Consider the following 14,961-nt stretch of genomic DNA (forward strand, 5'->3'; position numbering starts at 1 on the left):
CCAAGGAGGCAGCATGCTTGAGTTAGTCCCCGTTACTGAGTTTATCGGCACCGAAGTCCGTGGCATCGACGTCAATGCCAGGCTCAGTGACGACACGATCGAAGCGCTCTACAACGCTTGGATCAGCAGCACCATCCTGCTGTTTCGTGGCCAGTCGATGAGTCCCGATCAGCAACTGGCGTTCAGCCGCAATTTTGGTGAGCTGGTCAGCTATACCCGCTCGCAGTTCAGTGAACAGACCCAGCCGGAAATCCTCATCCTGTCGAACATTACCAAGGATGGAAAACTGATCGGCTCGCCGGTCAGCGGTCGGGTCTGGCACACCGACGGCCATTATCTGGACGTGCCGCCAGCCGGGTCGATGCTGCATGCGCTGGAAATCCCGCCGGAAGGCGGCGACACGTGGTTCGCCAATATGTTTGCCGCTTATGAAGCATTGCCGGAAGCGGTCAAGGATCGTATCGAACACCTCAAGGTGGTCATCAGCCGGACTCAGTCACGACCCTACAACTACCCCGACCGGCCTGCGCCATCTGCCCAGGAACTGGCTGAGTGGATCGACGTGCCACAACCGCTGGTGCGTCGCCATGAAGTCAGTGGGCGCAAGGCGCTGTATGCCGGCGGCAACGTGCCGTGGCGGATCGAAGGTTTGCCGCTGGAGGAAAGTGCGCCACTGGTGACGTTCCTGCAGGAGTTCTCGGTGCAGCCGCGATTCACCTATCGGCATCGCTGGACCCCGGGCGACATCATTCTTTGGGACAACCGCAGCGCCATGCACAAGGCCACGGTGTACGACGACAAATATCGTCGCCTGCTGCATCGCACCACCATCGGTGCGCGCACTGCCGACAATCAGGACAGGAACCGACGCGCATGAGCGAGTATGACTACATCATCGTCGGCGCCGGCGCGGCTGGCTGCGTATTGGCTGCACGCTTGAGTGAAGACCCGGCGATCAAGGTACTGCTGCTGGAGGCGGGGGCCGAACGCCGCAGTCCATTGCTGTCGATCCCCGTCGGTGAAGTGCTGCTGATGGGTAATCCGAAATACGACTGGTGCTTCGAGACCCGCCCGGACCCGACGCTGGGTGGACGCCGTCTGCAGATTCCACGGGGGCGCCTGTTGGGCGGATCGAACCTGATCAACGGGATGATCTTTGTCCGGGGTCAGCGCGAGGACTATGACGAGTGGGCCAGTCAAGGCAACCCGGGCTGGACCTGGGACGAAGTGTTGCCGTACTTCAAACGCCTGGAGTCGAGCGTGGACGTCAGCGGCGAGAGTCGTGGCCAGGACGGGCCGATTCATGTGGCGTTGCCACGCGAATATGACGAGTTGTGCGATGCCTTTCTGGCGGCAGCCGGCGAAGCCGGGTATCGACGCAATCGCGACTACAACAGCGGCGATCAGGAGGGCTTTGGCTATTACCAGGTCAACCATGATCAGGGCCGTCGTTCCTCGGCTTATGGCCGCTACCTGTTGCCGGCGCGCAAGCGGGCAAACCTGACGGTGATTACCGAGGCCGCGGTGCAAAAACTGCGTCTGGAAGGCAAGCGCTGTGTGGGTGTGGAGTACCTCAAAGGCACGTTGCAATCGGCCACGGCCCGGCGTGAGGTGATCCTCAGTGCCGGGGTCATTCAGTCGCCTCAGTTGCTCGAGTTGTCCGGCATCGGTGCGCCAGCGGTACTGGCGAAGGCCGGCGTGGCGCTGCGACATGCGCTGCCTGGCGTGGGTGAGAACTTCCGCGATCACTTCGCGTCCCGACTGAAGTGGCGCATTCGCCAGAAAATCACCTTTAACGAACGCACCCGTGGTTTCGCGTTGTTCAGGGAAACGCTCAACTACGTCTTTCGCCGTCGCGGCGTACTCAGTTTGCCGATTGCTCTGGGCCATGGCTTCGTCAAATCACGCGAGGAAGAGCCGCGGCCAGACTTGCAGTTTCATTTCGCCCCGGCCAGTTACGGCCCTGGTTCCAGTCGTCGTCTGGACACCTTGCCCGGCATGACCGTGGGCCTGTATCCGTTGCGGCCCGAATCCACCGGTAGTATTCACATTTGCTCCAGTGACCCTGGCGAGGCACCGGTCATCGAGTCGCGCTTCCTTGAGCATGAGGATGATCGCCGGCGGATGATTGCGGGCATGCGCATTATCCGTGACATTGCTGCCCAAGCGGCCCTGCAGCCCTACTGTGATCACGAGTTGTCCCCCGGCACCCAGGTCGCCAGCGATGAAGAATTGCTGGCGTATGCCCGTACTCAGGGCGACACCTCTTATCACCCCGTGGGTACCTGCCGCATGGGCAACGATGAGCTGGCCGTGGTCGATCATCGGTTACGCGTGCGCGGTCTCGACGGTTTGCGGGTGATCGACGCGTCGATCATGCCGACGATGGTGTCGGGCAATACCAACGCCGCATCCCTGATGATTGGCGAAAAAGGCGCTGCCATGGTGCTGGAGGATTATGCATCGCCGCCGGCCACCGGGCAGACTGGCTACAGCATCGACGAGGGTGACCCCGAGGAATTGCAGACCGCCGAGCTGCTTCAACGCTCGGAAGATTACGCGCGTTCCCTGTACCCGGATGAAAGCGTGCACATGCTCGACGTCGCACAGCTCAAGGCTCCGGAGGTGAGCTTTGTGGTCGCCCGCGAGCTGGGTAGCGGCGAAGTGCTGGGTTGCGGAGCGGTGGTGGCGATCGGCGAAGGGCAGGCAGAACTCAAGCGCATGTTTGTCGCCGACAATGCCCGTCGACGTGGCGTGGGTGCGCGGTTGCTCAAGCGGCTTGAACAGCTCGCCCATCGCAATGGTGCCCGTACCTTGTTGCTGGAGACCGGGGTCAGCCAGCCGGAGGCTATTTCGCTCTACCGCCGCGCAGGTTTTCGCGATCGCGGCCCGTTCGCTGATTACCGGGAAGACCCGCTGAGTGTATTCATGGAGAAAACCGTCAATGAACAAGCCTGAAGTCAGCCTTAGTGGCATGGCTACGCCTGTCAGCCGTGGTGTGGTGCGGGCCGGCATTCTGTATGTGGCGGCCTTTCTGATTCTGGCCAACGCCAACGCGGTGTTCTCGGGCAACCTGCTGCAGCAACTGCATCCGTTCACCTTTCTGTTCTGGAGTTTTGTAATCACCAGCGGCTTCTTTCTGTCGCGGTTATTGCTGAGTTCCGGTACCAAAGGCCTGGCGATCGGTGCCGATGCTGCTGGCCCGCTGACCGTCCTGAACTTTACCAGCGCGCTGAACTGGATCGGCTACTTCTATGCCCTGCGCTATATCGAACCCGCCATCGTCAGCGCCATCATGGGCGGACTTGGGCCGGTGAGCACGATTCTGCTGGAGCGCATCGTTCGGCGGCGTCAGTTGCCGCTTTACACCTACGCGGTCGCGGCGGGCATTCTTTCCGGCACAGCGTTGCTGGCGTGGGCGTCCCTGGTGGGGCTGGCGGGGATTCGCCCGATCAACTTCAGTGACACCGTTATCGGCCTCGCCGCCGCCGCGGCCGGCGGTGCATCCCAAGCGCTGAACACCATCGCGACCAAACAATTGGGCGAGCGCAGCTGGACTGCCACACGGATCATGGCGCATCGGTTCTACTTGCTGATCATCGTCGCGGCGGTGCTTGCCTGGAGCGGTCCCGGCTTCGCGTTTGCCTCAAGTACGCAATTGGGTGGCCTGGCCATTGCCACGCTGCTCGGGGTCATCATTCCGTTGTGGCTGTTGCAGCGCGGCATCCTACTTTCGGAACCCTTTACCGTGGCGGCGTTGCTGGCGTGGGCGCCGTTGCTCACTTACGTCTTTCAAGTATTTGATGCCCGAATCCAGTGGTCGATGACCTCTGCTTTGGGCTGTTCCGTGATCGCTCTGGTTACGGTGTTTGGCACATGGATGAAATTCAAGGGAGACAGCAAATGACACAAGCCAAGGAAAAAATCCTCGTTGTAGTCGATGGTTATTCATCAGGCTCACAATTGCCGGCGCTGATGGCCGAGTCTGGCTGGAAGTGCATTCACGTGAGCAGTTCACCCAATCCGCCCGAGTACTACCTGCGCACCTACCACAAGGACGAATACATAGCGCACTTCGAGTACCAGGGTGATATCCAGCGCCTGGCCGATGAAATCAACGCCTTGCACCCGAGCGCCGTGTTGCCGGGCACCGAGAGCGGGGTGATTGTCGCTGACCTGCTCGCCGCGGCCTTGCAACTGCCGGGCAACGATCCGTCCACCAGCCTGGCGCGCCGCGACAAATACACCATGCACGAGCGCCTCAAGGCCGTTGGCCTGCGCAGCATGGATCACTATCTGGCCCGTGACCGCGATGGGCTGAGCCAGTGGGCCGCCAGTGGCAGCTGGCCGGTGGTCATCAAGCCTCAGGCCAGTGCCGGGACCGACTCGGTGACCTTCTGCGCCGATCAAGGTGAGCTCGTCGACAGCTTCGACAAGCTCTTCGGCACGGTCAACCAATTGGGCGAGCGCAATGATGCGGTGCTGGCGCAGCGCTTGCTGGTAGGGCCGGAGTATTTCATCAATGGCGTCAGCGGCCATGGCAAGCATGTGATCACCGAGATCTGGCGCGCCGACAAGCTGCCGGCACCGGACGGTGGCTGGATCTATGACCGTGCCGTGCTGTTCGACCCGACGTCGCCCGAAATGAAGGAGATCGTCGAGTATGTTCACGGCGTACTGAATGCCTTGGGTATCCGCTACGGTGCCAACCACACCGAGTTGATCGTGACCGAGGCAGGCCCGACCTTGATCGAATGTGCCTCGCGTCTGTCGGGGGGGCTCAATCGTCCGGCGGCCAACTACGCGGTCGGCGCCAGTCAGCTGGATCTGGTGGGCAAGCTGGTCAGGGAAGGGGAGTCGGCCATCGACTCCATCGTCGATGCGCAGCAGGGTCACCATTACCCGCTGTGGCAGGTGCAATTCATCTCCAGCCAGGAAGGTGTTGTCACTCGTTCCTCCTACGATGAGTTGCTCAAGACCCTCAAGAGCAAAGCCTGGCTGCAGCGTGCGCCAAAAGAAGGGGACGCCGTGGTCAAGACCGTCGACTTGTTCTCCAGCCCCGGCATCGTCTTCATGAGCCATGCCGACAGCAATGTGCTCCATGCTGACTATCAGACCGTACGCGAATGGGAGCGCACATCGCGCCTGTTCAGCGTCCAGTAAGCCTGCGGGAGTGACCGTGCACCAGGCCTGAACGGGTCTGGTGCTCATCCGCACCCAAGCATTCCGTGCGCGCGGGCCTGCGCGTCTACGTCTGGAAGAGCATCGCCATGAAGCATACGGATTCGCCGCGGCAGCAGCGCAGGATACTGCTGGCTGTAGGAATAGGCACGACCCTGGAATGGTTCGATTTCACCTTGTTCGCGATCTTCTCCCTGCACATCGCCAAGACTTTTTTTCCCGCCCAGGATCAACTGATGTCGCTGCTGGCGACCTTCGTCACCCTGGCGGTAGGTTTTGTGGCGCGACCGCTTGGCGCGTTTCTCATCGGCCGCTACGCCGATCGCCACGGACGCAAGAAAGCGTTGATCCTGACCATGAACATGATGGCTGTCGGCACTGTGCTGATTGCTTTTTGTCCTGGCTACAGCGTGCTGGGCTATGGCGCCACGGTGCTGCTGGTGGCGGCGCGGATTGTTCAAGGGCTGGCGGCGGGTGGCGAAATCGGCAGCGCGCTGGCCTACCTGTGCGAATCGGCACCGGCCGCGCGGCGAGGCTTTTTCACCTCGATCCAGCAAGTGGCACAAGCAGGCTCGTTTTTATTGTGTGGCCTGTTTGCGAGCATCCTGGCGACCGTTTTGACGCCTGAGCAGTTGGGCAGCTGGGGATGGCGAGTGCCGTTTGTCCTGGGGGTGCTGATCTACTTCGTCGGCGTATACGTGCGTCGCACAATTGATGAAAGCAGCGCATTCCAGGCTCACGCCCGGCAGGGGATCGAAGTCCCCGCGAAAGAAATCCTTCAGCATTGGCGCAGCCTTGTGTTGGGCATCGCATTCGTTGCCCTGTGGACGGTGTGCACCCAGCTGATCAACTTTATGCCGGCTTACGCCCAGGCCATGCTCAATCTTGATGCCGGCAAGGCTTATTACGGCATCACCCTGGTCGGTTTCATCACCTTGCTCAGCCCATTGGGCGGCTGGTTGTCGGATCGTTGGGGGCGGTACAACGTCATGTTGCTCGGGGCGCTGGGGGTGTTGTTGCTGGCGTATCCGGCATTCCTGGCGCTCAAGCAGAATCCGCAGGACAGCGGATTGATGCTGTTGCAGGCGGGTCTGGCGATGTTAATGGTGCTGTACGCCGGACCGGCATCGGCGGCATTGGCGGAGTTGTTCCCGGTGGCCGTGCGCTCGACCGGGATCAGCGTGGCCTACGCCAGTTCGGTGGTGCTGTTCGGCAGTTTTACCCCTACGTTGGTGACCTTGCTGTATCGCCACACCGGTGACCCGATGATGGCGGCGTACTACCTGCTGGCGGCGACGCTGGTGAGCTTTGTCGCGTTGATGGTTGCGCGTCAGCGACAGGCAGCAAACACCGCTCGGGATTTCCACGACCAGGCCGCCTGAAATGAGAGAGCATGCATTGCTTATCCGGCCTTTGGTTGCCCAGGAATGGAGGGTGGCAAGGAAAACACCGCACCAGTACCGGTTGGCCTGCTGAGTGCTTGCGGTGATGGGGGCGACCAGGTGTAGCGATTCCGATTGTTTTCGCCCGTTCGCAAATCCATACGAAAGCCTCTTGCCTCTTTGGCAATGAGGCTTTTATTGGTGTGGCGATAACGATCGGTCGACTTCGTCGGTACGCCAAGGAATGCATTGCCTTGCCTTAATACGAAGCATTACTATTCACGCCCCTTTCCTCAGCACGCCGCCCGAACCCCATGCGTCCCCGCAGACCCGGCTTTTTCGAGCATTACGAAGAGTTGATCGGCACCTGGACTCGTCGCCTGCGCAATCGCGCGCAGGCCGAGGATCTGGCGCACGACACCTTTGTGCGGGTGCTTGAGTCCGATTCGGCGGCGGTGCAGCAGCCCCGGGCGTATTTGCACCAGACCGCGCGCAATATTGCGGTCGACGGTTATCGGCGTGAGGATCGGCGCGGCGTCATGGAGTCGCAGGCCCTCGATCACAGTGAGTCGTCATCCGGCGACCCGGAGCATTACATGCATGCGATCCAGCTGGCCGACTCCATCGAACGAGCGCTCGCCGAGCTGCCGGTCAATTGCCGCAAGATCTTCATCTGGCAGAAGATCGAAGGCCTGTCTCAGGCGGAAATCGCCGAACGCCTGGGCCTGTCCAAGAACATGGTCGAAAAGTATATGATCCGCACCCTGCGGCATCTGCGTGATCGACTGGACGGGTTGCAGTCATGAGCCGCTGCGACATTTCATTCCCGGCCAAACAGGACATTCCATGATGGATACGCGTGATTGCGCGTGCGGGCAAACAACGGTGCGCGATGATGCGGCTCGCTGGTTTGTGCGTTTGCAGGAGCCGGCCATTGATGCCGACGAGCAGCAGCGCTTCGACACTTGGTTGAATGAACATCCGCAGCACCGTGACGAATTTCAGTTGCTGCAAGGCTTGTGGTCGGCCGCCGATCTGCTGTCGGCGCCACGTCTCAAAGCCCTGGTTGAAACTCCGCCGAGCCGCCGCGAACGCCGTCCGATGCTGCGTTATGCCGTGGCTGCCAGTGTGCTGGCGGTCGCGCTCGGGCTGGGACTGTTCAGTGGTTTGAATCATCCGGGTGGCTACAGCGCCGAGTTCGCCACGGCGCTGGGCGAACGTAAACATGTGGCACTGCCGGACGGATCGGTGATCGATCTGAACAGCCGCAGTCGCTTGCAGGTGCGTTTTGAAAAGGATCGTCGCGTCATCGAATTGAGCGAAGGCGAAGCGATGTTCAGCGTCGAGCACGACACCTCGCGACCGTTCGTGGTCGAGGCGGGCAACGGCACAGTCACGGTCACTGGCACGCGTTTCGATGTGCGCCGCGACGTCACGCAAACCCGCGTGGCGGTGGAGCAGGGCACGGTGAAAGTACAGGGGCGTGATGCAGCGGATGATCAGTTCATCAGCCTGACAGCAGGCCTCGGCACTCACGTCGATGCGCGAGGCAAAGTCGCCGCGGCCTATGCAGTCAACCCGGCGGAACTGACGGCGTGGCGCAGCGGCAAACTGGTCTTCAATAATGCCAGCCTCAGTGAAGTCGCAGCCGAAGTGTCGCATTATCGTGAGAAGCCGTTGACTGTCGCCAACCCGGCCGTGGCCCGTCTGCGCCTGACCAGCGTGTTCAAATCCGACAACACCGATGCCTTGCTCAAAGCCTTGCCGAGCATCCTCCCGGTGGCCGTTCGCACCCTTGCGGATGGCAGTCAGGAAATAATCGCAAAATAAAATTCAGGTTTTTTTCGAGTTCATCGTCTTCCTGTTCAACTGCAACTGGTTTGCATTAACAGCCGCACACTCTTGCGATCCACAGGACTACGTACGACGTGAAGAACACCACTGCCAACAACAAAAAATCCCCTTGGTTGCCGCTGGCCCTTGCGCTGGCGGTTAACGCTGCCATGCCGCTGGCCTTCGCTGGCGAAGCGATTCATATCCGCGCGCAGCCATTGGGTCAGGCCCTCAGCGAACTGGGCCAGCAGACATCGCTGCAAGTGTTTTTCAGCCCGGATCTGGTCGCCGGCAAACAGGCGCCGGCGGTCGACGGCGATATCTCGCCGGAGCAGGCGTTGCGCCAATTGCTGCAGGGCAGCGGTCTGGATTATCAGATCAACGAAGGCTCGGTGACCCTGTCGCCTGCGGCAACTTCCGCCGCCGGCAATGGTCCGCTGGAATTGGGCGTGACCGACATCAAAGTGGTTGGCGACTGGCTCGGTGACGCCAACGCCGCGGTGGTGCAGAACCATCCGGGCGCGCGTACGGTGATCCGCCGCGAAGCGATGGTCGAACAAGGCGCGATGAACGTCAGCGACGTGCTCAAGCGTGTGCCGGGCGTGCAGGTGCAGGACTCCAACGGTACCGGCGGCAGTGACATTTCCCTGAACGTCGGCGTGCGTGGTCTGACTTCGCGCCTGTCGCCACGCTCTACCGTGTTGATCGATGGCGTGCCGGCGGCGTTCGCCCCTTACGGTCAGCCGCAACTGTCGATGGCGCCGATTTCCTCGGGCAACCTCGACAGTATCGACGTCGTGCGTGGCGCCGGTTCCGTGCGTTATGGGCCGCAAAACGTTGGTGGCGTGATCAACTTCGTCACCCGCGCAATTCCCGAAAAAGCCACCGGTGAAATTGGTACTACGCTGGAAACCACTCAGTACGGTGGCTGGAAACACATCGACACCGCGTTTCTCGGCGGCACTGCCGACAACGGCATGGGCGTGGCGTTGCTGTATTCGGGTGTCAACGGTAACGGTTATCGCGAGCGCAACAACGGCAACGACATCGATGACGTGTTGCTCAAGACCCACTGGGCACCGACCGATCAGGACGATTTCAGCCTCAACTTTCACTACTACGACGCCACGGCGGACATGCCCGGCGGTCTGACGCAAAAGCAGTACGACGACAAACCGTATGACTCGGTGCGTGACTACGACCAGTTCACCGGTCGGCGCAAAGACGTGTCCTTCAAATGGATCCGCCAGATTGACGAGCGCACTCAAGCGGAAATCCTGACCTATTACACCGACAGTTTCCGTGGCAGCACCATCGCCGCTCGCGACCAGAAAACCCTCAGCTCGTACCCGCGTTCCTATTACACCCTTGGCATCGAGCCACGGGTGTCGCGGGTATTCGATGTCGGCCCGACCACCCAGGAAGTCAGCGTCGGTTATCGCTACCTGAAAGAGGCGATGCACGAATCGTCGAGCCGTGTGGCGCTGGTCAACAACCAGCCGGTGCTCACGCCGACGTCTGATGGTCATGTATTCCAGGATCGTACCGGCGGCACCGAGGCCAACTCGGTCTACATCGACAACAAAATCGATGTCGGCAACTGGACCATCACCCCGGGCATTCGCTTCGAACACATCAGCACCGACTGGCATGACCGCGCCGTGCTCGACACGGCCGGCAAACCGGTACAGGCGAAAAACCGCAGCATCGAAAGCAACGAACCGTTGCCGGCGCTGAGCGTGATGTATCACCTGTCGGACGCGTGGAAACTGTTCGCCAACTACGAAACTTCGTTCGGCAGCCTGCAGTATTTCCAGCTCGGCCAGGGCGGCTCAGGTGATCAGACCGCCAATGGTCTGGAGCCGGAGAAGGCCAAGACCTACGAGATCGGCACGCGCTACAACGATGATGTGTGGGGCGGGGAAGTGACGCTGTTCTACATCGACTTCGACGACGAGCTGCAATACATCAGCAACGACGTGGGCTGGACCAACCTCGGCGCGACCAAGCACCAAGGCATCGAAGCCTCGGTGCACTACGACATGGCGGCGCTGGATCCGCGTCTCGAAGGCTTGACCGCCAATGCTGGTTTCACTTACACCCGCGCCACGTATGAAGGCGAGATTCCGGGTTTCAAAGGCCGTGATCTGCCGTTCTATTCGCGTCAGGTGGCAACCGTCGGCCTGCGCTATGACATCAACCGCTGGACCTACAATCTCGACGGATTCGCACAGTCGAAACAGCGCTCACCGGGCACCGGTGTGAATGCCGACGGCAGTTTCAACGGCAACTACATCACCGACGGCACAGCGGACGGGCAGTATGGCGACATCCCGGGTTACGTGACCTGGAACGTACGTGGCGGCTATGACTTCGGGCCGCAGGTGTCGAACCTGAAGCTGGGCGCCGGGGTGAAGAACATCTTCGACAAGCAGTACTTCACCCGCTCCAGCGACAACAACTCGGGGATGTATGTGGGCGCGCCGCGTACGTTCTTTGTGCAGGCCAGTGTCGGGTTTTGATAAACCGCGGCGCCTTCTTCGCGAGCAGGCTCGCTCCCACATGGATCACTGAAATCCTGTGGGAGCGAGCCTGCTCGCGAAGCTTTTAGACTTTAAGGACTTTGCCGCCTATGGCCACCGCCACCAACAACACCGCCATTAAGCCAAAGGCAAAACTCAGACTGCTGGCGTGCGCCACAAAGCCGATCACCGCCGGCCCTGCCAGAATCCCTGCATACCCCAAAGTGGTAATCGCCGGCACCGCGATGCTTTCCGGCATCACCGTCTGCTTGCCCACCGCCGTGTACAGCACCGGCACAATGTTCGAACAACCCGCACCGACCAGCGCGTAACCGACCAATGCCGCTTCCCAGCTCGGCGCGAAGGTCGCCAGAAACAGGCCAGCAGCTGCCAACAGACCACCAAACAAAATGATCCGCGTTGCACCGACAATCCGCACAATCCGGTCGCCCATCAAACGTCCGGCCGTCATGGTCAATGCAAACGCCGCATAACCCAATCCCGCGTACGCCGTGTCGATCCCGCGTTCCTGCGCCAGAAACACTGCGCTCCAGTCCAGCGCCGCGCCTTCGGTCAGGAACACGATGAAGCACATTCCGCCGATAAACAGCACGATGCCGTGAGGGATGGCGAATGCCGGGCCCGAGCTTTCACTGCCGTAAGGCAACATGTGCGGCACGCACTTGAACAGCGCCGCGATCAACACGACGACCACTACCAGCATCGCGGTCAGTGGCGTCAAACCAAGGCCGAGCAAGGCACTGACACCCGCCGCGCCGACAATCCCGCCGAGACTGAACAAGCCGTGGAAACCCGACATCATGTTCTTGCCGCTGGCGCGTTCGACGATCACCGCTTGCAGGTTCACCGTCGAATCCACCGTGCCCAGGCCTGCGCCGAACATGAACAGCGTGGCGATCAGCGCTGGTATCGACGACACGGTCGCCAGCAATGGCAGCGCCGCGCAGATCAACAAGGTGCCGCCGGTGGCGACGCGCCGACAGCCGAAGCGTGTGGCCAGAATCCCCGCCAGCGGCATTGCCAGAATCGAACCGACGCCGAGGCACAACAGCAGCAATCCCAGCGTGCCTTCATCCAGTCCGGCGCGCGCCTTGGCATACGGCACCAATGGCGCCCACGCGGCGATGCCGAGCCCGGCGATGAAAAAGGCGATGCGCGTGGACATCTGTTGCAGGCGTCCGGGGACGAAGGTGTCTTGGGGGTTGAGACTGGTCATATCGATCCTTGGCAAAAAACTTCGCGTCCCCGAAGGACAGTGATTCAGCGATGAGGTTCGATCGCCGGCCATTCGGGGAAGTACAGAGGACATCCTAACCTGTAGGAGTGAGCCTGCTCGCGATAGCGGAGTGTCAGCTAAAAATATATCGACTGACCCACCGTTTTCGCGAGCAAGCTCGCTCCCACATTGAATGGAGCGGGCTCACTAATCAGCGGTCATGCACCGATTCCTGTGGGAGCGAGCTTGCTCGCGAAGGCGGTGTGTCGGATAAAGAAAATATCGGCTGACACACTGCATTCGCGAGCAGGCTCGCTCCCACAAGGGCTTGCGTTTTACAGTGGCCTTCTTCGGCAACAGGGACAAACACTGATGACGCAATTCTACGATGCACGGGGCAATATCTATGGCGTCATCTCGCCCATCGAATTACGCGAGGCGGGCATTGATTTGCCGGCCAGCGCCACCAAATGCGCCTCTTCGCGTCAGTCGTGGAGCGAAGCAGCAATCAAACTCTGCTGTGACTGGCCCGAAGACCAACGCCCGGCGAACAGCAAATCCCACCGCAGCGACGGCCTGCTGATCGGCCCGTTCCAGACGTCGGCGCCGTTCGATGTGCTGATCGTCAACACCGATGGCACGCTCGCCGAGCGCAGTGGCAATGGCCTGACGATTTTCTCGCAGGCACTGACCGAGCAAGGCTTGATGCCGGAGGCGGGTGGGTTGTTACGCGTGCATCACGACAAAGGTGAAGTGGTGGAAACTTCGGTGAAGCCGGCTGACGTTGAAGGCGTTCAAGGCTTCTGGCTTGACTTGGGGAAACCCGGTTTCGGGCCGGATGCCGTCGCAGCGCAGACGGTTCAGGGCATTGAGTTCAACGCACGAGACGTGAGCCACGTCCAACCCCTGGCACAACTTGATCCCGACTGGGCGCACAGCCAATTCGTACGAATTGGCAATCCGCATTGCGTCACGCTGCTCGGTGATGCAGCGGCGTTGCCAAGCAATGAAGAGATGCGTGAATCGCCACTGAACGAAGGCCTGACCCAAATTGCCTACGCCACACCCGCCGGCGCTGGTGATCCATGCCCGGCGGGCGTCAATCTGCAATGGGCAGTGCTGGAGTCACCGCAGAGAATCCTTGCCCGAGTGTTCGAACGCGGCGAAGGGCCGACGGCCTCATCCGGCACCAGCGCCAGTGCTGTGGCGTCGGCGGCGTGGCGGGTTGGTTGGGTCGCGGCGGGAGAAGTGCAGGTGGTCATGCCCGGCGGTACGGCGCCGATTTGGCTGGAAGAAGCAGACGGTGCATTGCTGAGGGTCAGGCTGTTTGGTACGGCGCAGTTGATGGGCTGAATTCAAACACGCCATCGCTGGCAAGCCAGGCTCCCACAGGGTTTTGTGTTGAACACAAACATCCTGTTCAAACACCGATCCTGTGGGAGCGAGCCTGCTCGCGAAAGCGCTATGTCTGAGGCGATGATGCCGGATGTGCCGACCTCTTCGCGAGCAGGCTCGCTCCCACATTGGATTTACGGGGCGCCTCTCAGCTCAGCTCACCACTGAACTCCACCACCGGCATCTGCCGCTTCATCAACACCTTGCCGCCGCGAATCGAATACAGCGGCAAGCCCTGACTGCGGATCACTTCGTAATCGCTGTCCGCCGACAGAATCAACAGATTCGCCGGACGCCCCTGTTCCAGACCATAGCGATCACCCAGGTGCATGGCTTTGGCGCTGTTGTCGGTGACCAGATCCAGCGCACTTTGCAGGTTGCGGTAGCCGAGCATGTGGCAGATGTGCAACCCGGCTTCCAGTACGCGGAGGATGTTGCCGTTGCCCAGCGGATACCACGGATCGACGATCGAGTCCTGGCCGAAACACACGTTCATCCCTGCTTCGAGCAATTCATTCACGCGGGTCACGCCCCGACGTTTCGGGAAGTTGTCGAAGCGCCCTTGCAAGTGAATGCTTTCGGTCGGGCAGGAGACAAAACTGATCCCGGAATGGCCGAGCAGACGAAACAGTTTCGCGCAGTAGGCGTTGTCGTAAGAACCCATCGCCGTGGTGTGGCTGGCGGTGACGAGGGCGCCCATGTCGCGGCTGCGCGCCTCTTCGGCGAGCACTTCGAGGAAGCGCGAATGCGGGTCGTCGGTCTCGTCGCAATGCACGTCGACCAGACAACCGGTGCGCTCGGCCAGGTCCATCAGAAACTTCACCGAACTGACACCCTGATCACGGGTGTACTCGAAATGCGGAATCCCGCCGACGACGTCCGCGCCCATGCGGATCGCTTCCTCCATCAACTCGCGGCCGTTGCGGAACGACTCGATGCCTTCCTGCGGGAACGCGACGATTTGCAGATCGATCAGGTGACGGCTTTCCTCGCGCACTTCGAGCATGGCTTTGAGCGCGGTGAGTTGCGGGTCGGTGACATCGACGTGGGTGCGCACGTGCTGGATGCCGTGGGCGGCCAGCGCCTGAATGGTTTTCTTCGCGCGGGTCTTGGTGTCTTCTTCGGTGATGGTGACCTTGCGCTCGCCCCAGCATTCGATGCCTTCGAACAGCGTGCCGCTCATGTTCCAGCGCGGCTCGCCGGCGGTGAGGGTGGCGTCGAGGTGAATATGCGGTTCGACGAAGGGCGGCACCACTAGATTGCCGCCGGCGTCGAGGTCATCCGGGCCGAGGGTCGGCGCTTCGGTCTGCCGGGCGATGCTGCGGATCAGACCGTCTTCAAGGTGCAACTCGTGCAAACCTTCCTGGTTGCGCAAACGGGCGTTGATGATGTGCATCAGGCGAATCCTTTT

General features: G+C 60.9%; 11 protein-coding genes. 9 read left to right on the plus strand and 2 right to left on the minus strand.

Features of this window, described 5'->3' with window-relative positions; translation table 11 throughout:
- Positions 1 to 13: 13 nt before the first annotated feature.
- From F8N44_RS20505 to F8N44_RS20540, 8 genes are all read left to right on the plus strand, one after another.
- Positions 14 to 877, plus strand: a complete 864-nt coding sequence (locus tag F8N44_RS20505) for a TauD/TfdA dioxygenase family protein (protein ID WP_150651580.1) — start codon at positions 14 to 16, stop codon at positions 875 to 877.
- The gene (locus F8N44_RS20510; RefSeq protein ID WP_150651581.1) at positions 874 to 2,958 is read left to right on the plus strand and encodes a GNAT family N-acetyltransferase; all 2,085 of its coding nucleotides are present in this window, start codon (positions 874 to 876) and stop codon (positions 2,956 to 2,958) included. Before F8N44_RS20505 ends, F8N44_RS20510 begins: the two co-directional genes overlap by 4 nt.
- Complete coding sequence (locus F8N44_RS20515; protein ID WP_127929088.1) at positions 2,945 to 3,907, plus strand: DMT family transporter; 963 nt, start codon at positions 2,945 to 2,947, stop codon at positions 3,905 to 3,907. The genes F8N44_RS20510 and F8N44_RS20515 overlap by 14 nt, the downstream gene beginning before the upstream one ends.
- A complete protein-coding gene (locus tag F8N44_RS20520; RefSeq protein WP_150651582.1) occupies positions 3,904 to 5,163 on the plus strand; it encodes an ATP-grasp domain-containing protein in 1,260 nt (419 codons plus the stop codon). Before F8N44_RS20515 ends, F8N44_RS20520 begins: the two co-directional genes overlap by 4 nt.
- A 107-nt stretch (positions 5,164 to 5,270) precedes the next feature.
- Positions 5,271 to 6,563 (plus strand): MFS transporter, encoded by a 1,293-nt coding sequence (locus tag F8N44_RS20525; protein WP_150651583.1) that lies wholly within the window; start codon positions 5,271 to 5,273, stop codon positions 6,561 to 6,563.
- A 314-nt stretch (positions 6,564 to 6,877) separates the two neighbouring features.
- On the plus strand, positions 6,878 to 7,369 hold the full coding sequence (locus F8N44_RS20530) for a sigma-70 family RNA polymerase sigma factor (RefSeq protein ID WP_150651584.1): 492 nt from the start codon (positions 6,878 to 6,880) through the stop codon (positions 7,367 to 7,369).
- 40 nt (positions 7,370 to 7,409) lie between these two features.
- Positions 7,410 to 8,393 carry a FecR family protein gene (locus F8N44_RS20535; RefSeq protein WP_150651585.1) on the plus strand — a complete coding sequence of 328 codons (984 nt, stop codon included), beginning with the start codon at positions 7,410 to 7,412 and terminating at the stop codon, positions 8,391 to 8,393.
- 98 nt (positions 8,394 to 8,491) lie between these two features.
- Positions 8,492 to 10,918 carry a TonB-dependent siderophore receptor gene (locus tag F8N44_RS20540; RefSeq protein WP_150651586.1) on the plus strand — a complete coding sequence of 809 codons (2,427 nt, stop codon included), beginning with the start codon at positions 8,492 to 8,494 and terminating at the stop codon, positions 10,916 to 10,918.
- A gap of 85 nt (positions 10,919 to 11,003) precedes the next feature.
- Here the strand turns inward: F8N44_RS20540 and F8N44_RS20545 are convergent, their stop codons facing one another.
- Positions 11,004 to 12,155 (minus strand): MFS transporter, encoded by a 1,152-nt coding sequence (locus F8N44_RS20545; RefSeq protein ID WP_127929082.1) that lies wholly within the window; start codon positions 12,153 to 12,155, stop codon positions 11,004 to 11,006.
- Positions 12,156 to 12,527: 372 nt separating this feature from the next.
- Between F8N44_RS20545 and F8N44_RS20550 the strand changes: the two genes are divergently transcribed.
- Complete coding sequence (locus F8N44_RS20550) at positions 12,528 to 13,508, plus strand: diaminopimelate epimerase (protein ID WP_150651587.1); 981 nt, start codon at positions 12,528 to 12,530, stop codon at positions 13,506 to 13,508.
- A 190-nt stretch (positions 13,509 to 13,698) separates the two neighbouring features.
- Here F8N44_RS20550 and codA read toward each other — a convergent pair whose 3' ends face one another.
- Positions 13,699 to 14,946 carry a cytosine deaminase gene (gene codA / locus F8N44_RS20555; RefSeq protein WP_150651588.1) on the minus strand — a complete coding sequence of 416 codons (1,248 nt, stop codon included), beginning with the start codon at positions 14,944 to 14,946 and terminating at the stop codon, positions 13,699 to 13,701.
- Positions 14,947 to 14,961 lie beyond the last annotated feature (15 nt).

The organism is Pseudomonas fluorescens (assembly GCF_902497745.1).
Taxonomy (GTDB): Bacteria; Pseudomonadota; Gammaproteobacteria; order Pseudomonadales; family Pseudomonadaceae; genus Aquipseudomonas; species Aquipseudomonas fluorescens_BM.

Excerpts from the sequence above, each read along its gene's own strand:
- F8N44_RS20535 (WP_150651585.1), top strand. The coding sequence starts at position 7,410 with ATGATGGATACGCGTGATTGCGCGTGCGGGCAAACAACGGTGCGCGAT.
- F8N44_RS20520 (WP_150651582.1), top strand. The coding sequence starts at position 3,904 with ATGACACAAGCCAAGGAAAAAATCCTCGTTGTAGTCGATGGTTATTCA.
- F8N44_RS20510 (WP_150651581.1), top strand. The coding sequence starts at position 874 with ATGAGCGAGTATGACTACATCATCGTCGGCGCCGGCGCGGCTGGCTGC.
- F8N44_RS20545 (WP_127929082.1), bottom strand. The coding sequence starts at position 12,155 with ATGACCAGTCTCAACCCCCAAGACACCTTCGTCCCCGGACGCCTGCAA.
- F8N44_RS20525 (WP_150651583.1), top strand. The coding sequence starts at position 5,271 with ATGAAGCATACGGATTCGCCGCGGCAGCAGCGCAGGATACTGCTGGCT.
- F8N44_RS20530 (WP_150651584.1), top strand. The coding sequence starts at position 6,878 with ATGCGTCCCCGCAGACCCGGCTTTTTCGAGCATTACGAAGAGTTGATC.
- F8N44_RS20505 (WP_150651580.1), top strand. The coding sequence starts at position 14 with ATGCTTGAGTTAGTCCCCGTTACTGAGTTTATCGGCACCGAAGTCCGT.
- F8N44_RS20515 (WP_127929088.1), top strand. The coding sequence starts at position 2,945 with ATGAACAAGCCTGAAGTCAGCCTTAGTGGCATGGCTACGCCTGTCAGC.
- codA (WP_150651588.1), bottom strand. The coding sequence starts at position 14,946 with ATGCACATCATCAACGCCCGTTTGCGCAACCAGGAAGGTTTGCACGAG.
- F8N44_RS20550 (WP_150651587.1), top strand. The coding sequence starts at position 12,528 with ATGACGCAATTCTACGATGCACGGGGCAATATCTATGGCGTCATCTCG.